Source organism: Lysobacter yananisis, assembly GCF_031199375.1.
GTDB classification, from domain to species: domain Bacteria; phylum Pseudomonadota; class Gammaproteobacteria; order Xanthomonadales; family Xanthomonadaceae; genus Lysobacter; species Lysobacter yananisis.
Window position 1 is genome coordinate 5,160,833 of record NZ_CP133568.1, and the last position, 22,294, is coordinate 5,183,126.

General features: G+C 69.5%; 20 protein-coding genes. 8 read left to right on the top strand and 12 right to left on the bottom strand.

Features of this window, described 5'->3' with window-relative positions:
• Positions 1-4: 4 nt before the first annotated feature.
• Entirely contained in the window at positions 5-1,036 is a 1,032-nt protein-coding gene (locus tag RDV84_RS21230) for an alcohol dehydrogenase catalytic domain-containing protein (RefSeq protein ID WP_309151502.1), read from the bottom strand.
• A gap of 152 nt (positions 1,037-1,188) precedes the next feature.
• Between RDV84_RS21230 and RDV84_RS21235 the strand changes: the two genes are divergently transcribed.
• A complete protein-coding gene (locus RDV84_RS21235) occupies positions 1,189-2,130 on the top strand; it encodes a LysR family transcriptional regulator (protein WP_309151503.1) in 942 nt (313 codons plus the stop codon).
• A gap of 24 nt (positions 2,131-2,154) precedes the next feature.
• On the opposite strand, the gene RDV84_RS21240 is transcribed toward RDV84_RS21235, so the two are convergent.
• Positions 2,155-3,063, bottom strand: a complete 909-nt coding sequence (locus RDV84_RS21240; protein WP_309151504.1) for a LysR family transcriptional regulator — start codon at positions 3,061-3,063, stop codon at positions 2,155-2,157.
• Between the two features lie 279 nt (positions 3,064-3,342).
• Here RDV84_RS21240 and RDV84_RS21245 point away from each other — a divergent pair, with 279 nt between their 5' ends.
• On the top strand, positions 3,343-4,095 hold the full coding sequence (locus tag RDV84_RS21245) for an SDR family oxidoreductase (protein WP_078996662.1): 753 nt from the start codon (positions 3,343-3,345) through the stop codon (positions 4,093-4,095).
• Here RDV84_RS21245 and RDV84_RS26970 read toward each other — a convergent pair.
• The gene (locus RDV84_RS26970) at positions 4,083-4,295 is read right to left on the bottom strand and encodes a DUF6053 domain-containing protein (RefSeq protein ID WP_425606207.1); all 213 of its coding nucleotides are present in this window, start codon (positions 4,293-4,295) and stop codon (positions 4,083-4,085) included. The two genes, RDV84_RS21245 and RDV84_RS26970, sit on opposite strands and share 13 nt — an antisense overlap.
• Between RDV84_RS26970 and RDV84_RS26975 the strand changes: the two genes are divergently transcribed.
• A complete protein-coding gene (locus tag RDV84_RS26975) occupies positions 4,210-4,410 on the top strand; it encodes a DUF6053 domain-containing protein (RefSeq protein WP_425606206.1) in 201 nt (66 codons plus the stop codon). The genes RDV84_RS26970 and RDV84_RS26975 overlap by 86 nt on opposite strands.
• On the opposite strand, the gene RDV84_RS26980 is transcribed toward RDV84_RS26975, so the two are convergent.
• Complete coding sequence (locus RDV84_RS26980) at positions 4,407-4,538, bottom strand: DUF6053 domain-containing protein (RefSeq protein ID WP_425606205.1); 132 nt, start codon at positions 4,536-4,538, stop codon at positions 4,407-4,409. The two genes, RDV84_RS26975 and RDV84_RS26980, sit on opposite strands and share 4 nt — an antisense overlap.
• A gap of 12 nt (positions 4,539-4,550) precedes the next feature.
• Here RDV84_RS26980 and RDV84_RS26985 point away from each other — a divergent pair, with 12 nt between their 5' ends.
• The 3 genes from RDV84_RS26985 (at position 4,551) to RDV84_RS21255 (ending at position 7,339) form a co-directional block, all read left to right on the top strand.
• Positions 4,551-4,637 carry a DUF6053 domain-containing protein gene (locus RDV84_RS26985; protein ID WP_425606360.1) on the top strand — a complete coding sequence of 29 codons (87 nt, stop codon included), beginning with the start codon at positions 4,551-4,553 and terminating at the stop codon, positions 4,635-4,637.
• A 197-nt stretch (positions 4,638-4,834) separates the two neighbouring features.
• Positions 4,835-5,734 (top strand): SDR family NAD(P)-dependent oxidoreductase, encoded by a 900-nt coding sequence (locus tag RDV84_RS21250; RefSeq protein ID WP_057947351.1) that lies wholly within the window; start codon positions 4,835-4,837, stop codon positions 5,732-5,734.
• Between the two features lie 462 nt (positions 5,735-6,196).
• On the top strand, positions 6,197-7,339 hold the full coding sequence (locus RDV84_RS21255; protein ID WP_309151505.1) for a hypothetical protein: 1,143 nt from the start codon (positions 6,197-6,199) through the stop codon (positions 7,337-7,339).
• 144 nt (positions 7,340-7,483) lie between these two features.
• On the opposite strand, the gene RDV84_RS21260 is transcribed toward RDV84_RS21255, so the two are convergent.
• Both RDV84_RS21260 and RDV84_RS21265 read right to left on the bottom strand, forming a co-directional pair.
• Positions 7,484-7,978 (bottom strand): hypothetical protein, encoded by a 495-nt coding sequence (locus RDV84_RS21260; protein WP_309151506.1) that lies wholly within the window; start codon positions 7,976-7,978, stop codon positions 7,484-7,486.
• The gene (locus RDV84_RS21265; protein WP_309151507.1) at positions 7,975-8,589 is read right to left on the bottom strand and encodes a DUF5671 domain-containing protein; all 615 of its coding nucleotides are present in this window, start codon (positions 8,587-8,589) and stop codon (positions 7,975-7,977) included. The genes RDV84_RS21260 and RDV84_RS21265 overlap by 4 nt, the downstream gene beginning before the upstream one ends.
• Before the next feature lie 484 nt (positions 8,590-9,073).
• Between RDV84_RS21265 and RDV84_RS21270 the strand changes: the two genes are divergently transcribed.
• Positions 9,074-9,721: a DUF2239 family protein gene (locus RDV84_RS21270; protein WP_309151508.1), complete on the top strand. Its 648-nt coding sequence runs from the start codon at positions 9,074-9,076 to the stop codon at positions 9,719-9,721.
• A 564-nt stretch (positions 9,722-10,285) separates the two neighbouring features.
• Positions 10,286-11,641: an MATE family efflux transporter gene (locus RDV84_RS21275; protein ID WP_309151509.1), complete on the top strand. Its 1,356-nt coding sequence runs from the start codon at positions 10,286-10,288 to the stop codon at positions 11,639-11,641.
• A 135-nt stretch (positions 11,642-11,776) separates the two neighbouring features.
• Here RDV84_RS21275 and RDV84_RS21280 read toward each other — a convergent pair whose 3' ends face one another.
• The 6 genes from RDV84_RS21280 to rbfA form a co-directional block, all read right to left on the bottom strand.
• Positions 11,777-15,388, bottom strand: coding sequence for a prealbumin-like fold domain-containing protein (locus RDV84_RS21280; protein ID WP_309151510.1), 3,612 nt, complete (start codon positions 15,386-15,388; stop codon positions 11,777-11,779).
• A gap of 263 nt (positions 15,389-15,651) precedes the next feature.
• On the bottom strand, positions 15,652-17,331 hold the full coding sequence (locus RDV84_RS21285) for a hypothetical protein (protein WP_309151511.1): 1,680 nt from the start codon (positions 17,329-17,331) through the stop codon (positions 15,652-15,654).
• Between the two features lie 349 nt (positions 17,332-17,680).
• Positions 17,681-19,789, bottom strand: a complete 2,109-nt coding sequence (pnp, locus tag RDV84_RS21290) for a polyribonucleotide nucleotidyltransferase (protein WP_057947343.1) — start codon at positions 19,787-19,789, stop codon at positions 17,681-17,683.
• Positions 19,790-20,048: 259 nt separating this feature from the next.
• Complete coding sequence (rpsO, locus tag RDV84_RS21295) at positions 20,049-20,309, bottom strand: 30S ribosomal protein S15 (protein ID WP_057947342.1); 261 nt, start codon at positions 20,307-20,309, stop codon at positions 20,049-20,051.
• A gap of 286 nt (positions 20,310-20,595) precedes the next feature.
• Positions 20,596-21,519: a tRNA pseudouridine(55) synthase TruB gene (gene truB, locus RDV84_RS21300; RefSeq protein ID WP_078996665.1), complete on the bottom strand. Its 924-nt coding sequence runs from the start codon at positions 21,517-21,519 to the stop codon at positions 20,596-20,598.
• 290 nt (positions 21,520-21,809) lie between these two features.
• Complete coding sequence (gene rbfA, locus RDV84_RS21305) at positions 21,810-22,220, bottom strand: 30S ribosome-binding factor RbfA (protein ID WP_057947340.1); 411 nt, start codon at positions 22,218-22,220, stop codon at positions 21,810-21,812.
• Positions 22,221-22,294: the final 74 nt, after the last annotated feature.

A 22,294-nucleotide genomic window follows, 5' to 3' on the forward strand; every position in this document is an offset into this window, starting at 1 on the left:
CGCCTCAACCGCCGCGCGACGGCGTGAACACGCCGCGGAAACGCATCCGCCCCGAGGCCAGCCGTTCGTAAGCCTCGGCGGCCTGGTCGAGCGCGAACGTCTCCACGATCGGCTTGACCTTGCCCTGCGCCGCCAACTCCAGCACCTCGCTCAGATAGCGCTGGCCGCCGTGGGTCGAGCCGATCACGCGCTGGCGCATCATGTGGAACGGCACGCCTTCCGACGAGATCGAGAACGGCCGGCTGAAGTCCAGCCCGCACAGCACGATGCGCCCGTCCACGCGCAGGCCGGCGACCGCTTCCTGGGCCAACGCGAAATCGTTGCTGGTCACCAGCAACACATCGGCGCCGCCGATCTCGCGCAACTGCCGCCCGTCTGCGACGACATGGTCCGCGCCCAGTTGCCGGGCCAGGTCGTGCTTGTCGGCCGAATGGGTGATCGCGACGGTGTCGTAGCCGCAGGCCCTGGACAGTTGCAGCGCGACATGCCCGAGCCCGCCGATGCCGAGCACGGCGATGCGTTCGCGCGGTTGCGGCTGCGCGTCGCGCAGGCCGCTCCAGGTGGTGTAGCCGGCGCACATCATCGGCGCGGCGTCGGCGTAGGCCAATCCGTCCGGCAACAGCACCGTGCCCTCGGCGGCGATGGCGATGTATTCGGCGTGCCCGCCCTGGGCGGCGAAACCGGTGGTGCGCGGCTCGACGCAGTTCATCGCGGTCTGCCCGCTCAACGGGCGGTTCTGGCGGCAGTAGGGGCAGCGGCCGCAGGCCGATTGCACCCAGGTGGTGCCGACCCGGTCGCCGACCCGCCGGCTGCGCACGCCGGCGCCGACCTCGACGACCTCGCCGACGACTTCATGGCCCGGCGTCTGCGGGTAGATATCGCCGCCATAGCCCTGGGTCGCCCACACGTCGGTGTAGCACATGCCCGAGGCATGCACCCGCACCAGCACCTGTCCCGGCTCGACCGCGGGCACCGGCACTTCGTGGACTTCCCAGGGGCGGCCGGCGCCGGTCATCACGATCGCTTTCATCTTCATGGTTCGCTCCTGCAGGCGGGAATGGACGCGCGCGGCGGCGCACGGCCGGGCCGGCGGGAACCGGAGCGGCCGCGGCGCAGCGGCGACGCGAGGCCGGTCCAGCCTAGGCAGCGTTGACTGTCGAAACAATCTCGCCAATCCTTGATGCCGAGATGAAATCCACTCACCAATCCAAGGGCGGCGACCTGTCCGCCTACAGCGTGTTCCTGGCGGTCGCGAACCAGCGCAGCTTCCGCGCCGCCGCGGCCGAACTCGACCTGACGCCGTCGGCGATCAGCCATTCGATCAAGTCGCTGGAGCAGCGCCTGGGCATCCGCCTGTTCAACCGCACCACCCGCAGCATGGCGCTGACCGACGCCGGCGAGCGCCTGTTGGCGCGGCTGCGCCCGGCCATGGCCGCGATCGAGGACGCGGTGCAGGAGATCGAGGAGCGTCGCGGCACGCCCAGCGGCACGGTCCGGATCAACGCCAGCGAAGGCGCGATCCGGCTGGTGCTCAAGCCGCTGCTCGCGCGCTTCCTGCGCGAGCACCCGCAGGTGCGCCTGGACCTGGTCAGCGACGGCCGCCTCAGCGACATCGTCGCCGACGGATTCGACGCCGGCATCCGGCTCGCCGAGGCGGTCGCCCAGGACATGGTCGCGGTCACCGTGCTCGACCGGGTCCGCTTCGCCGCCCTCGCCTCGCCGGCCTACCTGGCCGCGCGCGGTCGCCCGCGGGTGCCGCAGGACCTGCACGGCCACGACTGCATCCGCTTCCGCTTCGAAAGCGGTGCGATCTATCGCTGGGAATTCGAGCGCCGCGGCAGCGTCGAGCGGATCAACGTCGACGGCCCGCTGACCTTGACCGACCAACCGCTGATGGTCGAGGCGGCGATCGACGGCATCGGCATCGCCTTCGTCCCCGACCACCTCGCCGCCGACGCGCTGCGCGACGGGCGCCTGCAACGGGTGCTGGAGGACTGGTGCCCGGACTCTCCGGGGCTGTGTTTGTACTATCCCGGCCATCGCCACGTGTCGTCCGGCCTGCGCGCGCTGATCGACGCGCTGAGCGACCAGCGCCGGCGCTGGTCGGCGCAGGCCGCGGCCGCGCGCTGAAACCGCGCGGCGGCGGACGCGGACCTAGCCCGGCGCGCCGAACTTGTCGGCGAACACGCCCGCGACCCAGTCCACGAACGCGCGCACCCGCGGCGACAGCTGCCGGTGCCGCGGGTACATCGCCCAGGCCGGCACGCCGGGACTGGCGTACTCGCCGAGCACTTCGACCAGCCGGCCCTCGTCGAGATGGCGCTCCACGCCGTGGCGCGGCAACTGGATCAGGCCGCAGCCGCGCAGCGCCGCGGCGGCGTAGCAGGCGGCGTCGTTGACGTTGATCCAACTGTCCAGCCGATACTCGCGCAGCGCGCCGTCGACGGTCAGCTCGAACGGATAACGCAGGTCGCGATCGCTGGCGAAGAAGCCGACCGCGCGGTGCGCGGCCAGTTCGTCGGGATGGCGCGGCACGCCGTGGCGCTGCAGATAGTCGGGACTGGCGCAGACCACTTCGGGCATGGTCGCGATGCGCCGCGCCACCAGCGAGGAATCGCGCGGCACGCCCGAACGCACCACGCAGTCGATGCCTTCGCGCACCAGATCGACCAGCCGGTCGCCGCTGCTGATCTCCAGTTCGATGCGCGGATAGCGCGCGTGGAACTCGTCGATGCGCGGCAGCACCAGGCCGACGGCGTGGATGCCGTGCAGGTCGATGCGCAAGGTGCCGCGCGGATCGCCGGCGAGCTGCGCCAGCGCGGCGTCGGCGTCGTCGAGCTCGGCCAGCACGTGCACGCAACGTTCGTAATAGGCCTGCCCGTCCAGGGTCGGCCGCACTTGCCGGGTGGTGCGTTCGAGCAGGCGCGCGCCGAGCCGCGCTTCGAGCTGCTTGATCGCATGGGTGGCGGTGGCGCGTGGCAGGTCCAGCACCGCGGCGGCGCGGGTGAAGCTGCCCAGTTCGACGATGCGGACGAACAGGCGCAGGGTGTCGAGGCGGTCCATGGCGGGCTTGGGTACGTGTTGGCAGGTGGACAGGTGTGGGCGGAGGGCGCGGGCACGGGCCCGACGCGGTCCGCAGCGGCAGCGGCGGCCAGCCCAGCCCAGCCCAGCCCAGCCCAGCCCAGCCACAGCGGATTGTGTGTGGAACCCGCCACCCAATTGTTGGCAATTATTGAATTGTATTGCCAATCCAGCCCGGTTTATCCAGCGACAGCCAACGCCCAGACTGCCTGCCAACGCCGGGGCGACCGCCCCGCCCCGTCACCCCACCGGAGTCCGCCCATGTCCACCCAGACCGCCCTTCCCACCCCGGCCGCGCTCGTCACCGGCGCCTCGCGCGGCATCGGCCGCGCCATCGCCCTGCGCCTGGCCGCCGACGGCTTCGCCGTCGCCGTCAACTACGCCGGCAACGTCGCCGCGGCCGACGCGGTCGTGGCCGAGATCGAATCCGCCGGCGGCCGCGCCGTCGCGCTGCAGGGCGACGTCGCCGACGCCGACGGCATGCGCCGCGTGTTCGCCACCGCCAAGGCCGCGTTCGGTCGCCTCGACGCGGTCGTCAACAGCGCCGGGGTGATGCCGTACGTGCCGGTGCAGGGCGGCGACCTCGCCGAGTTCGACCGGGTCATCGCCACCAACCTGCGCGGCAGCTACATCGTGCTGGGACTGGCGGCCGAACACCTCGGCGACGGCGGCCGCATCGTCGCCCTGTCGACCAGCGTGATCGGCAAGGCGTTCCCCAACTACGGCCCGTACATCGCGTCCAAGGCCGGCGTCGAAGGCCTGGTGCACGTGCTCGCCAACGAACTGCGCGGGCGCAACATCACCGTCAACGCGGTCGCGCCGGGTCCGGTGGCGACCGAGCTGTTCCTCAACGGCAAGACGCCCGAACAGATCGCGCACTTCCAGTCGCTGGCGCCGCTGGAACGGTTGGGCGCGCCGGAAGAGATCGCCGCCGCGGTGGCGTTCCTGGTCGGCCGCGACGGCAGCTGGGTGAACTCGCAGGTGCTGCGGGTCAACGGCGGCTACATCTTCTGAGCCGGAGCGCCCCGGGCCCGGTACGCGTCGTGCGGTTCGCCGCGACCTGAGCGCAAAGCGTCGGGCCTGAAAGGCCCTCCCACAAAAACCTCCCGCCACCGTCGCAACGCTTCTGTGGGAGGGGCTTCAGCCCCGACGCTCTTGTTCCAGAGCACCGCGAACCGATCGAAAAGCATCGGGCCTGAAAGGCCCTCCCACAAAACCTCCCGCGACCGTCGCAACGCTGTTGTGGGAGGGGCTTCAGCCCCGACGCTCTTGTTCCAGAACACCGCGAACCGATCGAAAAGCATCGGGCCTGAAAGACCCTCCCACTAAACCTCCCGCCACCGTCGCAACGCTTTTGTGGGAGGGGCTTCAGTCCCGACGCTCTTGTTCCAGAACACCGCGCACCGATCGAAGAGCATCGAGCCTGAAGGCCCTCCCACAAAACCTCCCGCCGCCATCGCAACGCTTTTGTGGGAGGGGCTTCAGCCCCGACGCTCGTATTCCAGAACATCGCGAACCGATCGAAAAGCATCGGGCCTGAAAGGCCCTCCCACTAAACCTCCCGCGACCGTCGCAACGCTGTTGTGGGAGGGGCTTCAGCCCCGACGCATTCGTTTCAGCGCACCGCGAACCCTCGAAAACACCGGGCCTGAAGCCCGCCCCGCCCAAGCGGACCAAAACACCGCGAAGGCCGAACCCTCTTCTCCCCGTCCATTCCCGGGCGCCTCCCCGCGCCCGCCAGCGGAGCCTTGCCATGTCCCAGCAGATCGTCCTCATCACCGGCGCTTCCAGCGGTTTCGGCGCCCTCGCAGCGCGCGCGCTCGCCCACGCCGGCCACACCGTCTACGCCAGCATGCGCGAGACCGCGGGCCGCAACGCGCCGCAGGTCGCCGCCGCGAACGACTACGCGCGCGAACACGGCGTCGACCTGCGCACGCTCGAACTCGATGTCGCCGCGCAGGCTTCGGCCGATGCCGCCATCGCCGCGGTCGTCGCCGAACACGGCCGCCTCGACGTCCTCGTCCACAACGCCGGCCACATGGCGTTCGGCCCGGCCGAAGCGTTCACCCCGGAACAGTTCGCCCAGCTCTACGACAGCAACGTGCTCGGCGCGCAGCGGGTCAACCGCGCCGCGCTGCCGCAGTTGCGCGCGCAGCGCAGCGGCCTGCTGCTGTGGGTGTCGAGCACCAGCGCGCGCGGCGGCACGCCGCCGTACCTGGCGCCGTACTTCGCGGCCAAGGCGGCGATGGATTCGCTCGCGGTCAGCTACGCCGGCGAGCTGGCGCGCTGGGGCATCGAGACCTCGATCCTGGTACCGGGCGCCTTCACCTCCGGCACCAACCACTTCGCCCACGCCGGCGCGCCGGCCGACGCGCAACGCGCGGCCGACTACGAGCGAGGCCCCACCGCCGGCTTCGGCGCGGAGATCCTGGAAAAACTCGCCGCCGGCGTGCCCGCCGACGCCGATCCGGCCAGCGTCGCCGAAGCGATGGTCGCGATCCTCGAACGCCCGCGCGGCCGCCGTCCGTTCCGCGTCCACGTCGATCCGGCCGACGATGGCGCGGAAACCGTCAGCGCCGTCGCCGACCGCATCCGCGCCGAATTCCTGCGCCGCAACGACCTCGCCGACCTGCTCGCCCCGCGTCTGGCCTGATCGCGCCGAATCCCCTTGCAGGAGCGGCGCAAGCCGCGACCGCGCGTCCTCAGTCGCGACGAAGACCGCGATGCCGACGCGCACCGCCGCTACGCAGGGCCCGATGAAACCGCGCACTGCAGTTCGTCGCCCGGCTGATCGGCCCGGCATCGTCGTCAGCGCGGAAACCGGCGACAACGCCGGCACAGCCCGCCCAACGGCCGCGCAGCTGAAAAAGCGCGCCCGAAAAAACGCACGGGCCGAGGCGCATCGCCCCGGCCCGTGCGTCGTTTCGCTGCGCCGGCGGCGGCCGTCCTGGCGGCTGCCGGCAGAGGGAGGTCTGTCGCGCAGCTTGGCGGCGCGACCCGGCGCTGCCAATAGGACCTGTCAGAATCCACAGCGCCCTCGCCGGGCGGCGGGGCGCGCACGCTGTGCCGGATCTGCGCTTATGATTCGGGACCACCGTCGCCCTCCCGCCGCTCGATGACCGCAACGCTCAAGCATGGACGCACGCTGATCTGGGTCGCCGCCTTGGCCGCCACCGGCGCCGGCATGTATTACTGGGGACGCCGCAGCAGCGCCGAGACGCCGCCGCCGGCGCTCGCCGCCGCCCGCGCGGGCGACACCGCGCCGTCGAAGGCCGGCGCCGCGCCGGCCGCGTCCGCTGCGATCGCGCGCTACGACGCCGGCACCGCGCGGCCGCTGCCGCCGATCGACTCGCCGCTGCGGCTGGTCCTGCCCGAGCTGCAGCGCCGCGCCGCCAGCGAACCGGCCGCCGCCTGCCGCCTCGCCGCCGAGATGGAGTACTGCGACAGCCTGCGCATGCGCCTGGCCGGCGCCGAGAACAATCTCGACATGTTCGAACGCCAGCTCGAACGCATGCCGCAGGACACCCAGCCGCAGCGCGAGCAGCGCCAGCGCATGGCCGAGAGCTACCAGACCATGACCGACCGCCTGCTGGCCCAGTCCGAACACTGCGCGCAGGTGCCGCCGATCAGCGCCGAACAACGCGCCGCCTACTGGCGCCGCGCCGCGCTCGCCGGCCAGCCGGCGGCGATGCGCCACTACGCCAGCGGCAACGCCTTCCGCTACCAGGAACTGCTCGACAACCTGCCCGGCCTGGCCACCTACCGAGGCGAAGCCGAATCCATCGCCCGCACCGCCGCCCAGCGCGGCGACGCGCGCATGCTCGCCTCGCTGGCCTATGCCTATTCGCCGCAGCGCGACGGCATGCGCCGCGGCTTCCTCGGCCAGGTGGTGCGGCCGAACGCGGTCGAATCGCTGGCGCTGTTCCTGCAGTTGCGCGACGGCCTGCCGGCGCAGGACAGCGACGGCCCCGAGGCCGCGCCGGGCGGTCCCGGCGCGCGCGGGCCGCGCGGCGGCCGCTTCAATTCGCGGGAAATGCTCGACGCGCAGATCCGCGCGCTGACCCGCGACCTTTCGCCCGAACAGGTCAGCCAGGCGCGCGAACGCGCCGCCGAGCGCGCGCAGAGCTGGAGCACGCCGACCGCGCCGGCCCCGCCCGCGGCCCCCGGCGGCGCGCCGTCGAACACGCCGCCGATGTTCCTGATGCAAGGCGGCTTCGTGCCCGACGTGCAGCGCCAGGAGTGCGAAGGCGCGGGCTGAGCCGGACGCGCGCCGGACGATCCGCGCGCGCGGGCAAGCGGCTTCGACAAGATCAGCGCTGTCCTGTCGCGCGGGCCGCGGCAATCTCACCCGCGCACGGATGCGCGCCGCGAACGGCGAGATGCCGACGTCCGCGCGCCGCGCTCATTCCTGCGTCGCATCGGACGCGTCGCTCTCTTCCACCGAGTCGGACGCATCGCCCTCCTCCATCGAGTCGGACGCATCGCCGTCGAAGCAGAACTCGCCGCGCGGATGACGCCATTCGTCGTCGACCTCGCTGTCGGAACGGCGCGCGGCGTCGCGCTGGCCGCTGTCGGTGTCGAAGCCCGCGCACAACCGGTAGCGTCCCGCCGCGCCGGGCAGGTAACGGTAAGGCATGGCGGTCTGCGGATCGGCGATGCCCAGCGCCACGCCGGGCTGCGCCGCCAGTTCGGCCAGGTCGGCCGGCAGGCGGTCGTGGCGCTCGGCATAGCGCTCGATCTCGCTCTCGATGCGCTGCAGGTCGTGGGTGCGGCGCAGGTCCATGCGCGCCAGGCGCTGGTCGCCCGGCCCGCCGATCACCGTCATCGCCAGCGCCGAACTGGCCAGGATCGCCGCGCCGGCGGCCACGATCAGGATGCGTCCCAGGGAAGCGTTCATGCCTGCGTCTCCTCGCGTTGCAGGTCGCGCATGTAGTAGCCGAACGCGCTGCCGGCGATCGCCGCCACCGCCAGCGCCTTGAGTCCGAAGCGCAGGCTCAGCTCGCCGCCGAGCCAGTGGTACAGCAGCGCGCTCGCGTCGCAGATCAGCGCCGCCGCGGCCAGGAACAAGGTCAGGTAGGTCAGCCAGCGCCGCACCGGCGACAGCCGGTGACCCGGGTTGCGGCGCACGTCGGCGTCGATCCGGTGGCACAACCAGGCGAACAACGGGAACGCCACCGCCAATGCCGCGACCGAACTGCGCAACGAGTCGTCGACGCCGCCGCTCCAGTACGGGTATTCCTCGATCGCGTCGGGCAGGTAGAACCCGATCAGGTCGAACCACAGGGCGCACAGGTGGAAGGCGACCACGTACAACGCGCTGAAGGTCAGCAGGTAGACGAAGGTCTCGCGCGCCGACACCGAGACGCGCGGCCGCGGCACCGGCACGGGAAAGTCGCTGTCGGCGTAGGCGCCGAGCGCGCCGCGCACCTGCGCTTCGCTCCAGCCCGCCGCGACCAGCGCCTGCGCGGTGTTCTGGCGCGAGTGTCCGCTGGCCAGGGATTGATGCACGAACCGCTCCAAGGCGGTGAGGCCCGCTGCCATGGTTGTCGCTCCGAAGGAAGGTGGACCGACTCTAGCCGCGCCGCCGCGCGGCCCAGGGGCGATGCCGGGGCTTCGTCGGCGAGGTCTAGCGTCGCGCTACCGCGCGGTGCGCGCGCGGCGACGCAGGCGGCGGCGTCGGCGCTGCGCTGTTGCGGCGCAGCGGGCCCCGGCGTCGCTGCGCGCGAATGCGCGAATGCGTGAATGCGTGAATGCGTGAATGCGTGAATGCGTGAAATCCTCGCGCTGGCGGCGGACGATGCGGCGCGCAAGCGCTCCGGAGGATCGACCGCCCGGGCCCGGCGTTCGCGTCTGCCGACCGACCCCGACCGCACCGGCGGCCGTCCGATCTCCCATCGGCGGCCACCCCGAATCGGAGCCAAGCACCTCTACGGCTTGCGGCACAAATTATACCCGGGTAATATTTTCAGTCTCGCCCGACCGGCCCTCCCGCATGACCACGTCTACCGCCCCCGGCTACACCGCTTTCGCCGGCCAGCGCCTGCTCGCGCGCGGCCGCCTCGCCGACGTCGCCGTCGCAGTGCACGCCGCCGCCGCACGCGCCGGCGCGGCGGAGCTGCTGGTGTTCGACGACCGCACCGGCCAGCAGATCGACCTGCACCTCGGCGGCGACGCGCACGCGGTGGCGGCGCGTTATCGCGAACGCCCGGACGCCGCCGATGCAGCCCCGGACGACGACGCGCCGCAAGCGCAGCCTGCCCCGCACGAGCCGGCCCCGCGCGGCCGCGGCCGCCCGCGCCTGGGCGTGACCGCGCGCGAGGTCACCCTGCTGCCGCGGCACTGGGACTGGCTCGCCGCGCAACCCGGCGGCGCCTCGGTCACCCTGCGCAAGCTCATCGACCAGGCGCGCAAGCAAGGCGAGGCCGGCATGCGCCAGCGCCTCGCGCGCGAAGCCGCCTACCGCTGCCTCAATGCCCTGGCCGGCAACGCACCCGGCGCGGAGGACGCCACCCGCGCACTGTTCGCCGGCGACGCGGCCGGCTTCGCCCGCCGCCTCGACGCCTGGCCGGCGGATGTGCGCGCGTATCTGCTCGCGCTGTCCGCCGATGCGTTCGCCGTGTCCGAAGCTGCGACGACGTAACGCCAGCGGCGCGAAATCCGCCTTTGCTCATGCGGAAGCCGGTAGTGCTTCGCTGCAGAGGGCGCGCTGAAGTCTCTGGATCCCCGCCTTCGCGGCGATGACGGCTCAAGCATGCGGACGCCGGTTCTGCTTCGCCGGAGACGGCTCGCTGAAGTCTCTGGATCCCCGCCTTCGCGGGGATGACGGCTCCAGCATGCGGATGCCGGTTCTGCTTCGCTGGAGACGGCTCGCTGAAGTCTTTGCATCTCCGCCTTCGCGAGGATGACGGCTCAAGCATGCGGACGCCGGTTCTGCTTCGCCGGAGACGGCTCGCTGAAGTCTTTGCATCTCCGCCGTCGCGGGGATGACGGCTTGAGCATGCGGATACCGGTTCTGCTTCGCTGGAGAAGGCCCGCTGAAGTTTCTGCATCCCGCCTTCGCGGCGATGACGGCTTGAGGGAGCGGCCGGGCGCCCGACGGCCACCGCTGCGACCGACGCTCGTTGCATCGGCGCCCGCCGCCTCCGCCGCAACACGTTCCCACCCCGCCCTCCCCATTTCCGCGCCCCACCCTACAGGCCCACGCATGCGCGACCTCACCCAAGGCTCGATCCCCAAACACCTGATCTCGCTCGCCGTCCCCATCGGCATCGGCATGGCGTTCCAGATGCTGTACGTGCTGATCGATCTCTACTTCGTCTCGCGCCTGGGCGACGCCGCCATCGCCGGCGTCGGCGCGGCCGGCAACCTGCAGTTCCTGGTCATGGCCGCGAGCCAGGTGCTCGGGGTCGGCGCCATGGCCCTGATCGCCCAGGCCTGCGGCCGCAAGGACGCCGACGACGCCAACGCGGTGTTCAACCAGAGCCTGCTGTTGGCCGCGCTCGCCGCGGCGATCACGCTGATCGCCGGCTACGCCTGCAGCGGCGCCTACATGCGCGCGATCGCCGCCGACGCGGCCAGCGCCGCCGCCGGCCTCGCCTACCTGCATGCGTTCCTGCCCGGGCTGGCGCTGCAGTTCGCGCTGGTCGCGCTCGGCGCGGCGCTGCGCGGCACCGGCATCTCCAAGCCGACCATGCTGGTGCAGATCGTCACCGTCGTGCTCAACGCGATCCTGGCGCCGGTGCTGATCGCCGGCTGGCTCACCGGCCGCGCGTTCGGCGTCGCCGGCGCCGGCTGGGCCAGTTCGATCTCGATCGCGGTCGGCGTGGCGCTGATGCTGCTGTACTTCGCGCGCCTGGAACACTACGTCGGCGTCGACGCGCGCCTGTTGCGGCCGCAGCCGCCGGTGTGGCGGCGCATCCTCGCCATCGGCCTGCCGCCGGGCGGCGAGTTCGCGCTGATGTTCGTGTTCATGGCCGTCACCTACTGGTGCCTGCGCGGCCTCGGCACCGACGCCCAGGCCGGCTACGGCATCGGCATGCGGGTGATGCAGGCGATCTTCCTGCCGATCATGGCCATCGCCTTCGCGGTCGCGCCGGTGGCCGGGCAGAACGTCGGCGCCGGCCGCGGCGAGCGCGTGCTCGCCACGTTCCGCAGCGCCGCGCTGATCGGCAGCGTCGCGATGTTCGCGCTGACCCTGCTGTGCCAGTGGCGGCCGGAATGGTTCATGCGCCCGTTCGCCGACAACGCCCAGGCCGCCGACGTCGCGGCCGACTTCCTGCGCATCGTGTCGTGGAACTTCGTCGCCTCGGGCCTGATTTTCACCTGCTCGGGCATGTTCCAGGCGCTCGGCAACACCCGGCCGTCGCTGTACGCGAGCGCGTCGCGCCTGGCGACCTTCGCCTTGCCGGCGGTCTGGTTGTCGCAGCATCCCGGGTTCGAACTGCGCCAGCTGTGGCTGCTGTCGGTCGGCACGACCTTGCTGCAGGCGTTGACGGTGCTGTGGCTGCTGCGGCGCGAATTGCGCTTGCGCTTGCCGCAGCCCAGCGCGGCGGCGGCCTGAAATCGAGCCGGACCGGCGACGGTCCGGCCCACGCTCGCACCGGTCGCCGGGGCCGAAGTCGCTATCGCCCCATCGCCACAAACGGCTCGTCGGGAGACCGGCCCGCATCGGCCGGTCCCGCCGTCGCCGCCGCCGCTACTGCTGCACAGCGCAAGTGAAGCTGAGCGTCGCCGTCGCCCCCGTCGCCAACGAACCGAGCGTTATCCCGCTGCCCAAGTCGCCGATGGTGATCGCCGCGCTCGGGCAGGCCGCGCCGCTGCATGCCACCGGGTTGGATGCCGGACAGTCCAACCCCGCCTGCGGCACGTCCCTCACCACCGCACCGACGGCCGTGGCCGGGCCGTTGTTGGTCACGACCAAGGTATACGTCGTCGGCGTCCCGGCCACCACGGTGTCGCCGGCCTGGTCGCTGGGGTCGGCCGGTGTGTAAGTGTTGCTCTTGGTGATCGACAGATCCGCTTCGTTGGAATCGTCGTTGGTGACGGTGCATACCGCGCTCTGGCCGTTGGCCAGGGTCAGCGAATCGCCCGAGACCGCCGCGCCGCCGTCGATCGAGCAACTGTAGGCCGAGGCCGTGTAGTCGGCCGGGCCGCCGCTTTCGGACAAGGCGTACGTGCCCGCGTTGACCGCGGCGCCGGTCACCGCCGCCGCGCCGTGCGCACCGCTGATCGGTGTCGGGCCGGCGGCGTTCAAGGTCCACGCCGTCGCCACCGCGGTGCCGCCGTTGTCGTTGACCACGATCTTCTGCAAGGTCAGCGTGGCCGGCCGGTCGTCGTTGGTGATCTGACAGGAGGTCGCGCCTCCGGGGGGCAACGTGATCTGGTTCCCGCCGGTCACGGTCACCCCGTTCGTGCAGGTCCAAGCGCTGGCCGCGTATCCCCCCGGGCCGGTTTCCGACAGGGTATAGGTGCCGGCGTTCACGGGCCGGAGCAGCACCGGCGGCGTTCCGCTCACCGCTGTCGGCCCGGTCGCCCGCAGCGTCCAGGCCGAAGCCAGCCGGGTGCCGCCGTTGTCGTTGATCACTCGCTTGAGCAGCGTCAGCTGCGCCTGGCGATCGTCGTTGGTGATCGTGCAATCGGTGGTCGCGCCGTTGGCCAGGGTGATCTGGTTGCCGCCGGTCACGGTCACCCCGTTGGTGCAGACCCAGGCGCTGGGGTTGTAGCCCGCCGGGCCGGTTTCCGACAGCGTGTAGGTGCCGGCGCCGACCGCCGCATTGGTCACCGCCGCCGAGCCGTGGGTGCCGCTGATCGGCGTCGGGCCGGCGGCGTTCAAGGTCCAGGCGGTGGCGGCGGCGGTGCCGCCGTTGTTGTTGACCACGGTCTTGCGCAGGGTCAGGTTGGCCGGCGCGTCGTCGTTGGTGATGGTGCAGACCGCATTCTGCCCGTTGGCCAAGGTCAGCGAATTGCCGCTCACTGCCGCACCGCCGTCTATCGAGCAACTGTACGCCGAAGCCGTGTAGCCGGCCGGGCCACCGCTTTCGGACAAGGTGTAAGTGCCGGCGCCGACGGTCGCATTGGTCACCGCCGCCGCTGCGTGCGTGCCGCTGATCGGCGTCGGGCCGTTCGCGTTCAACGTCCAGGCCGTAGCGACGGCGGCGCCGCCGTTGTCGTTCACCACGACCTTCTGCAAGGTCAGCTGTGCCGGCGCGTCGTCGTTGGTGATGGTGCAGACCGCATTCTGGCCGTTGGCCAAGGTCAGCGAATTGCCGCTCACTGCCGCGCCGCCGTCGACCGAGCAACTGTAGGCCGAAGCCGTGTAGCCGGCCGGGCCGCCGCTTTCGGACAAGGCGTACGTGCCCGCGCCGACCGCGGCGTTGGTTACCGCGGCCGCGCCATGCGTGCCGCTGATCGGCGTCGGGCCTGCAGCGTTCAAGGTCCATGCGGTCTGCGCGGCGGTGCCGCCGTTGTCGTTGACCACGGCCTTACGCAGCGTTAGCGAGGCCGGGGTGTCGTCGTTGGTGATGGTGCAGGTCGCGTCGGCGCCGGCGGCCAAAGTCACGCTGCCGCTGTCGAAGGCGGCGTTCCCCATGGTCACGCCGGTACCGGTGCAGGCCCACGTGCCTTCGGTATAGCCGGCCACGTTCAGCTCGGTCAGTGCGCGCGTGCCGGCGTTCACCGCGACCGCGGCCGAGGTATAGACGGCGTTGCCGGCGGTCCCGGTATTAGCGCCGAAGCTGCGCGCCACGCCATCGACCTGGATGCCGAAATCGGCGACCGTGGCCACGCCGCCGTTGTCGTTGGTGACGTTCTTGCGGATCGTGAGGTTGGCTACGCCCGTATTCTGAAAGGTACAGGTGATGTCGCTTTGATGACGAACCGCCGCTGCGGGCAGCGTGACGGGCCCGGTTGTCGCCGTGGCGACGGGGTTGGTGTTGCCGCTCGCTGCACTGTTGGCGTCCACGCAGGTAACCGCTGTCTGCGTCCAGTTCGCAGCAACCGTGGATTCGGTGATCTGGACGGATTGATTCGCCGTGGTCGCCAAATTGGCGACCGGCGATGCGGGTTGTGCCGTGTCGGCAATGGTCGTGGTGATATTCGCGATCGGACTGTCGAGATTCGTGCCGGTGAATCCGAACGGGCCGTTCACGCCACCCTGGGTGATTTTCCGTACGCGGACGATCGGCCTGGCGCTGAGCCCTATGTTGAAATTGGGGTGGACACCACTGGGATCAGTGGTGAGCAGGACATTGAGGATGCCATCCCGCGGCTGCGATCCTGTCGAGCCATAGGTGGCGTTCGGCGTCTCGGTGACGACCCCGAACCCGGCCGGGATGGTCGCGGCGTTGATGTTCTGGCCAAGCGTCGGAGCGCTGGTGAGCAAAACCAGTTTCACGCCGATATCGGCGCTCGACCATGGCACCGCGTTCAACGTATACGTGCCGTCCGCGGCAATCTGCGCAAAATCGACCACACTGCCGTTGGCGTCGATTGCGGCCACGTACGGCAAGGCGCCGGTGAGCAATGCATCCCCCGCGCCGGGGTTGTAGTTACCGTCCTGATTATTGTCCAGGTAGATGCGGCCACTGACCGTGGCGCTCGCCATTTCAATCACGATATCGTCGATCGCCAGGTCATTGCCTTCATTGGTGACGTTTGCCGGCGAGGAATTGTAGAAATTGAAATACAGCGCAGAACCCGAATAGGTTGTGGGCAACTGGAAAGTCATCGTACGCTGTTGCCACGGAATATGGTTCTGGTTGCCGACGGCCCGTGGAAAAGGGATTGCGCTATTGGGTTCCTGTGCATACAGCGTTCCGCCGCCATTCGGTTGATCGCGCACGGTCAAGCCAACATATGCATTCCAGGTGGTCGCCCCGCCAGCTGCCGAATACCAGTGCGCAAGAATATTGGCGCCCCAGTACCGCATGCGATAAAACGCGCCCGGCACATCCCGTACAGATGCGGTGTAAAGGTAATAGGTGCCGACGCTTTCGCCGCGTCTTGCGGGATTGGCGTTGAAGGTCGCCATGTAACCCGTACCGGTGGTGTGATCCGGACCGTGCTGCCAAAGTTGCACCCCGCCGCCCGGATCATCCACGAAATCCGGGTTTTTGGTCACGGAATATGAGCCATCGATCGTCCAACCCGGCGTCGGCTTCGGCGTGTAATTCGTCGTCCCCGGAAGCAACTGTGTCGCCGGAGTGGCGCTGACATTGGCGCTGCCTGTCCCGAAATCCTCGCTGACCAGCGGGGCCCAGGTCGTTTGCGCCTGTGCCGGCAGGGATGCGCCCCCCAGCAACAGCAGCACGCCTGCGACTAACCCTTTGAGGCCCGGACCGAGTGGGCGAGGCAAGTCCAATATAGGCACAAGCGACGAAGTACGCAGGCCAACGTGGGCTTGCAGATGCGATGTCATGACACGATCCCCTTCTGATTCGATTCGACCATTTCAGACAAAAGCGCAGAAGCGAATATGGTTATCCGCGCCAACAACGGCGGAAGCGGCAGGGGCGAACTCGTTCGCCCCCACTCCGGCCGAGCGCATTTCGTTTTGAAAGACGCAGGCGCCGGTCAGTTCACCGTGCAGCTCAACTCGACCGTCACAGAGCCATTGGGCGGGAAGGTCGGAATCGGCACTCCGCCGCTGCTTTGCAGGTTGGCGATAGTGAGGTTTGCGGCCGCAGGGCACGCGGCACCGTTGGTGGCGGCGGTGCAGGTCGCGGTCTGGCAGGTCAACCCGGTGGGCGCGGGGTCGCGCAGGATGGCGTTGCCGGCGCTATTCGGCCCGGTGTTGGTGGCCACGAGGGTGTAGGTCCTGGTCGTACCCTGGACTACCGTGTCGTTGGCCAGATCGTTCGGCCCGTCGGTGGCGAAGGTGTTGGTCTTGGTGATCCGCACGTCCGCCCGGGGCGTATAGGAGACGGATACAGCATGCCCCTCCCTTTCTCCGGCGGTGGGAAACCCGCCGCCCTCGACGGTCACATTGAAGGTGATGCTGTTGAACGTGCCGTTCACCATGACCGAGCCGCAAGCAGCTTGGTTAGCAGCACAACTGACATTGATTGAGTTTGTCGCTACTGAGTTGTCGATCGTCAGGCCGTTGACGGCGAAAACACTATTGCCGGCCAACCGTGTCAGTGTCACCGCTTCCGGCGCACCATTGTTCGAAGCCCCGGCAACCGTGTAGATCGTCGAAATCCGGGTTGGGGTGTCGACCCCCAATCCGGCGAAATGAATGATGGGGTTGGTCACGGCCTCAAGGAAAGTGATCGTCAACGTGCCGCGCGGCGGCGTTGCACATGTGGGGGTGGTGAGGCAGCCTTGTCTCGACGTATCCATGATCGGCCCGCGAATCGCGTTTGGATTGACACCGGGCGAGAACATGACCGCCGTCGGGCTGCCTGAGGCGTCGAAAGTCGAGTTCGGTGTACGCAGCCGGTATCTAGCGTTGTAGTCACTATTTGGCGCCGCGCTCCCGGTCCCGGTCTCAGTCCCGGTCCCGGTCCCGGAGCCGGCCACCGTATAGGTCACGGTCTGCGTCACGCCGGCTATCGGGGGATACGTATAGGTCGCCGATCCAGTTCGCCCGGCCGCGCCGCTCACAAAGGCATTCGGCAGGACATACCCCGTTTGTGCGGCCGTCTCGGACGCCCCACCCAAGAGCAGGGTTAACGCGAACAGGATTTTCATGGACCGGCCGATCCCGGCGGCACGCAAAACAGGCGCGCCGGATGCAGCGATGTCAGCGGCCGCCGCGCGGATACCGGGAGTGGCATCTTTGGCCGCGACCGCCGATGCGTGCGCAAGGCATGCGCCGCGCGGGCCGATGGAGCTGTACTGGATCGGATTCATCGCATTCCCCTGAAGATCGCGCTTGCGAACGCGCCGCGCTTGGCGGCTGTCCGCTGGCCATTGCCAACTACTACCGCTAATCGTGGCGGCAAGGCAGAAGCGGACATGGCGGCACGTCCCCCGTGCCGTCCAGGACGTAATGAATACGGATCGTCCGAGGTTCGACGACCTCAACGCGGCATCGCCGGAGTCGAACGAATCCAAAGTCGGCCGGAGCCGCTGTTCCGCGCCCGGGCGCTGGACGCGCAGGCCCATCGCCAGCGCCCCCTCTCCCAAGGCATTCACCCGCAGGCCGCTGCCGGTCAGCGCGCTATTGGCCGCGGATTCGAGGGTGGGCACCTGCGCGGCCGGCACTGCCCAGGCTGCGGCCGCAACCACCGCGCACAGGGCCCACGCCATTGCGCAACATCTCCAAGTGTTTCATCGAGCCGCCGCCTCCTAGTCCGTTCGATACGCCGACGAAACCTGGAAACAGCGACCGCGCCGGCGACCGCCCGCATCGATCTCGTTCGACGACGCGCGTCGGCCGGCGCTCGGCCCCTCGCTCCACGGCGCGACCTGTATCGCTGGGACTCATCTCCGCTGCGCGCCGAGCCAGGACACGCGGCTGCCGCGTACGGATGTCCCTGCAATCCTGTGCATGCCCAGCGCGAAAAACTGCGCTTTACCGGCGCGCCGCGGCTGTTTCCGGACAAAGAAAAAGCGGGCCGAAGCCCGCTTTTTCGTTTACCGCGAAGTCGCCCGGCGATTATTCGGCCGACACGCCCTCGCCTTCTTCCACGGCCTTGATCGACAGGCGGATGCGGCCCTGCTTGTCGACTTCCAGCACCTTGACCTTGACCACGTCGCCTTCCTTGAGCTTGTCGGAGACCTTCTCGACGCGCTCGCTGGAGATCTGCGACACGTGCACCAGGCCGTCCTTGCCCGGCAGGATGGTCACGAACGCGCCGAAGTCCATGATCTTGGCGACCTTGCCCTCGTAGATGCGGCCCGGCTCGACGTCGGAGACGATCTGGTCGATGCGCGACTTGGCGGCCTGCGCGGCGGCGGCGTTGACCGAGGCGATGACGATGGTGCCGTCGTCCTGGATGTCGATCTGGGTGCCGGTTTCCTTGGTGATCGCCTGGATGGTCGAGCCGCCCTTGCCGATCACTTCGCGGATCTTGTCCGGGTGGATCTTCATCGTCAGCAGGCGCGGCGCGTACTCGGACAGCTCCGAGCGCGACTCGGTGATGGCGTGGGCCATCTCGCCGAGGATGTGCAGGCGGCCGGCCTTGGCCTGCTCCAGCGCGACCTTCATGATCTCTTCGGTGATGCCCTGGATCTTGATGTCCATCTGCAGCGCCGAGATGCCTTCCGACGTGCCGGCGACCTTGAAGTCCATGTCGCCGAGGTGGTCTTCATCGCCCAGGATGTCGGACAGGACGACGAAGTTGTCGCCTTCCTTGACCAGGCCCATCGCGATGCCGGCGACCGGCGCCTTGATCGGCACGCCGGCGTCCATCAGCGCCAGCGAGCTGCCGCAGACCGAAGCCATCGAGGACGAGCCGTTCGACTCGGTGATTTCCGAGACCACGCGGATGGTGTACGGGAACGCTTCCATGCTCGGCATCACCGCGAGCACGCCGCGCTTGGCCAGGCGGCCGTGGCCGATCTCGCGGCGCTTCGGGCCCATCATGCGGCCGCACTCGCCGACCGAGAAGGGCGGGAAGTTGTAGTGGAACAGGAAGTGTTCCTTGTACTCGCCCGAGACGGCGTCGATGATCTGGCCGTCGCGCGCGGTGCCGAGGGTGGCGACCACGATGGCCTGGGTCTCGCCGCGGGTGAACAGCGAGGAGCCGTGGGTGCGCGGCAGCACGCCGACCTTCGAGGAGATCGGACGCACGGTGTCGAGCGCGCGGCCGTCGATGCGGATCTTGGTGTCGAGCACCGAGCTGCGCATGGTCTGGTATTCGAGCTCGCCGAATTCCTTCGACAGTTCGCCCGAGGACCAGCCCTCGGATTCGGCGCGGCCGGCCAGCGACAACAGCACGTCCTTCTTGATCGCGCCGATGGCGTCGCGGCGCTGCAGCTTGTCGCGCACCTGGAAGGCGCCGGCGAGCTGGTCGCCCACCGCTTCCTTGAGCGCGCCGATCAGCGCTTCGTTCTTGGCCGGAGCTTCCCAGCTCGACGGCTTGGTGCCGGCTTCGACGACCAGCTCGTTGATGACGTTGATGACCTTCTGCATCTCGCGATGGCCGAACATCACCGCGCCGAGCATGACCTCTTCGGACAGCATGTTGGCTTCGGATTCGACCATCAGCACCGCGTTGGAGGTGCCGGCCACGACCAGTTCCAGGTCGGAGTCGGCCAGCTCGGCGGCGGTCGGGTTGAGCAGGTACTGGCCGTTCTTGTAACCGACCTTGGCCGCGCCGATCGGGCCCTGGAACGGGGTGCCGGCCAGCGCCATCGCGGCCGAGGCGCCGATCAGCGCCGGGATGTCGCCGTCGACTTCCGGATTCAGCGACATCACCGTGGCGATGATCTGCACTTCGTTACGGTAGTCTTCCGGGAACAGCGGGCGGATCGGACGGTCGATCAGGCGCGAGATCAGGGTTTCCTTCTCCGTCGCGCGGCCTTCGCGCTTGAAGAAGCCGCCCGGGATGCGGCCGCCGGCGTAGAACTTCTCCTGGTAATCGACGGTGAGCGGGAAGAAATCCTGCCCCTCGCGCGCGCTCTTGGCGGCGACGGCGGTCACCAGCAGCACGGTGTCGTCCATCTTGACGATGACGGCGCCGCCGGCCTGACGGGCGATCTCGCCGGTCTCCAGGGTCACCTGATGGTTGCCGTACTGGAAGGTCTTGGTAATTTTTGCCACGGTGGGTTCCTTCGGTATCTATGCGTTCCGGTCGAGGCCCTTGCCCCGCTCCGGTCGGCCGCCGGCGCAAGCGACCTGAGGATGGTTGTGTTCCGCGCGCGCTCCGCGCCGCGTCGCACGTGGCCCGAGGGCCGGTCCAGTTCGACGATCGCGCTCGCGTTTCGTCGCTGGCGGCGATGCGTCCTGCATCGCCCTACGGAGTTTTCGTCTCCGCCAAAACAAACCGCGGCGCATCGCTGCGCCGCGGTTGGGTGTCCGATTAGCGGCGCAGGCCGAGCTTCTCGATCAGGGCCTTGTAGCGCTCGTTGTCTTTGCGCTTGAGGTAGTCGAGCAGGCTGCGACGGCGGTTGACCATCATCAGCAGGCCGCGACGGCTGTGGTGATCCTGCTTGTGGGCCTTGAAGTGGCCGGTCAGCTGCTCGATGCGCGCGGTCAGCAGGGCGACCTGGACTTCCGGCGAACCGGTGTCGTTGGCGCCGCGCTTGTTGTCTTCAATGACTTTCTGGGTGTCGATCGACATGGTGTCTTCTCTATCTAGATGCGCGGCCCGCAGAAGCGAATCGGCACGGTCATCACCGCTCCGACGCACCGCCTGGCCCGCCGCTTGCTATGGTTGGGGATCGCAGTTCAAGCGGTTTCCGGTTGGAAGTGCTTGAAAAGCGGCGAGATTGTAACAGCCCGTTGCGACGATTGCGACCTTTGGCCGGTATGAATCGAGGCGTTCGCGACGACCGGCGGGCGCGGCCGGGCCGGCTTCCACGGCGACGCCCCGCCGCCTGTTCAGTCGGCTGCGGCGGGCGCGGGACTCAGCCGCCCTGCGCGGCCCAGCGGAACAGCCGCTGCGGCTGCAGGCGCCCGCCGGCCTGACGCAGGCCGAGGCCCAAACAGCGGCCCGTCTCGCCATAGATCGCGACCAAACCGGGCTCGCCCTCGGCGCAGGCCACCGCCTGGCCGTGGCCGAGGCGCTGGGCGGCGACGGCGTCCAGGGCGACCTGCTCGAATCCGCTCAGGCCGGCCTCGATCGGCAACAACAGGGCGTCGAGGACGCGTTCGTCGCCGCCCTCGGCCAACTCGCGCAGCTGCTCCAGGGTCACCATGGCCGGGGCCAGGAACGGCTCGACCCACGAGCGCCGCAGCGTCGCCACGTGGGCGCCGCAGCCGAGCGCCTCGCCGAGGTCGCGGACCAGGCTGCGCACATAGGTGCCCGAGCCGCATTCGATGTGCAGTTCCAGGCGCGGGCCGTCGCGCCCGGTCAGGGTCAGCGAGTGCACGCTGACTTCGCGCTCGGGCGCCTCGATGGCCTCGCCGCGGCGGGCCTTGGCGTACAGCGGTTCGCCGCCCTGCTTGAGCGCGGAATAGATCGGCGCGCGCTGCAGGATGGTCCCGCGCAGCGGCGCCAGCGCGGCCTCGATTTCGGCCGGATCGAATTCCGGCACCGGCCGCTCGCGCAGCGGCGCGCCGTCGGCGTCGTCGCTGTCGGTGGTCAGGCCGAGCACGGCGGTCGCGGTGTAGGCCTTGCGCGCGCCCAGCAGCAGCCCGGCGATCTTGGTCGCCTCGCCGAAGCACAGCGGCAACAGGCCGGTGGCGAGCGGGTCGAGGCTGCCGGTATGGCCGCCCTTCTCGGCGCGGAACAGGTGGCGCGCCTGCTGCAAGGCCTGGTTCGAGCTCAGGCCCTGCGGCTTGTCGAGCAGCAGCAGGCCGTCGACGTTGCGCCATTGACGTTTACGCATCGTGTTCAAGCAGGACCTTCGCCCCAGAGTGGCGGCCGGATGCCGGCGCGCGGGTCAACGTCGCGGGATGCTCGCATAGTGCGCCGGAACGGACGCGTGAAACGTCGTGCGGGCGCGCGTCGGCGGACGAAGCCGACCGGCGGCGTTTCGAGCGGGGTGTGCAGGGGCGCGGATCGGGCGTGGTCCTGGGGGGGGATCCGGCGCGGCGGTCGGGTTCGGCCGCCTGCCGTTGCGGGCAGGACCGCGGCGGACAACCCGCGCGGCCGTGGCCGAGCGCGGGACCGCGAAACTCAGTCGGCGTCCCTGGAGCGGTCTTCGCCGTCTTGCGGCGCCTCGCCGTCGGCGTCTTCGGTGGCCGCCGGCGCTTCGCGCAGCAGATGCTCGATGCGCTCGCCGCGGTCGACCGAATCGTCGTAGTGGAAATGCAGCTCCGGCACGTGCCGCAGCTTCATCGCCCGGCCGAGCTGGAAGCGCAGTTCGCGCGACAGTTCCTTGAGCGCCTTGACTGCCTCGGCCGAACGCTCGGGCTGCAACGCGGTGACGAAGACCTTGGCATGGGCCAGGTCGCGGGAGATCTCGACGTCGGACACGCTGACCGACGGCAGGCCGTGCTCGCGCACGGCTTCGCGCACCAGCGTGCCCAACTCGCGGCGGAGCTGGGCGGAAACGCGATCGGTGCGGTGGAACGATTTGCTGGGCATGAAGCGAGAAGTGAGCGTAGAGGAGTGAGGAGTGAGTCAGAGCGACAACGGCGATGCAGTGAGCGGAGAGTCGG

Bases quoted from the DNA above. Each gene is read 5' to 3' on its own strand.
- RDV84_RS21240 (WP_309151504.1), bottom strand. From the start codon at position 3,063: ATGGACCGCCTCGACACCCTGCGCCTGTTCGTCCGCATCGTCGAACTG.
- RDV84_RS21255 (WP_309151505.1), top strand. From the start codon at position 6,197: ATGACCGCAACGCTCAAGCATGGACGCACGCTGATCTGGGTCGCCGCC.
- truB (WP_078996665.1), bottom strand. From the start codon at position 21,519: ATGCGTAAACGTCAATGGCGCAACGTCGACGGCCTGCTGCTGCTCGAC.
- RDV84_RS21245 (WP_078996662.1), top strand. From the start codon at position 3,343: ATGTCCACCCAGACCGCCCTTCCCACCCCGGCCGCGCTCGTCACCGGC.
- RDV84_RS21260 (WP_309151506.1), bottom strand. From the start codon at position 7,978: ATGAACGCTTCCCTGGGACGCATCCTGATCGTGGCCGCCGGCGCGGCG.
- RDV84_RS21270 (WP_309151508.1), top strand. From the start codon at position 9,074: ATGACCACGTCTACCGCCCCCGGCTACACCGCTTTCGCCGGCCAGCGC.
- RDV84_RS21235 (WP_309151503.1), top strand. From the start codon at position 1,189: ATGAAATCCACTCACCAATCCAAGGGCGGCGACCTGTCCGCCTACAGC.
- RDV84_RS21230 (WP_309151502.1), bottom strand. From the start codon at position 1,036: ATGAAGATGAAAGCGATCGTGATGACCGGCGCCGGCCGCCCCTGGGAA.
- RDV84_RS21275 (WP_309151509.1), top strand. From the start codon at position 10,286: ATGCGCGACCTCACCCAAGGCTCGATCCCCAAACACCTGATCTCGCTC.
- RDV84_RS21285 (WP_309151511.1), bottom strand. From the start codon at position 17,331: ATGGCGTGGGCCCTGTGCGCGGTGGTTGCGGCCGCAGCCTGGGCAGTG.
- RDV84_RS26980 (WP_425606205.1), bottom strand. From the start codon at position 4,538: ATGGCGGCGGGAGGTTTTGTGGGAGGGCCTTCAGGCTCGATGCTCTTC.
- rbfA (WP_057947340.1), bottom strand. From the start codon at position 22,220: ATGCCCAGCAAATCGTTCCACCGCACCGATCGCGTTTCCGCCCAGCTC.
- rpsO (WP_057947342.1), bottom strand. From the start codon at position 20,309: ATGTCGATCGACACCCAGAAAGTCATTGAAGACAACAAGCGCGGCGCC.
- RDV84_RS21250 (WP_057947351.1), top strand. From the start codon at position 4,835: ATGTCCCAGCAGATCGTCCTCATCACCGGCGCTTCCAGCGGTTTCGGC.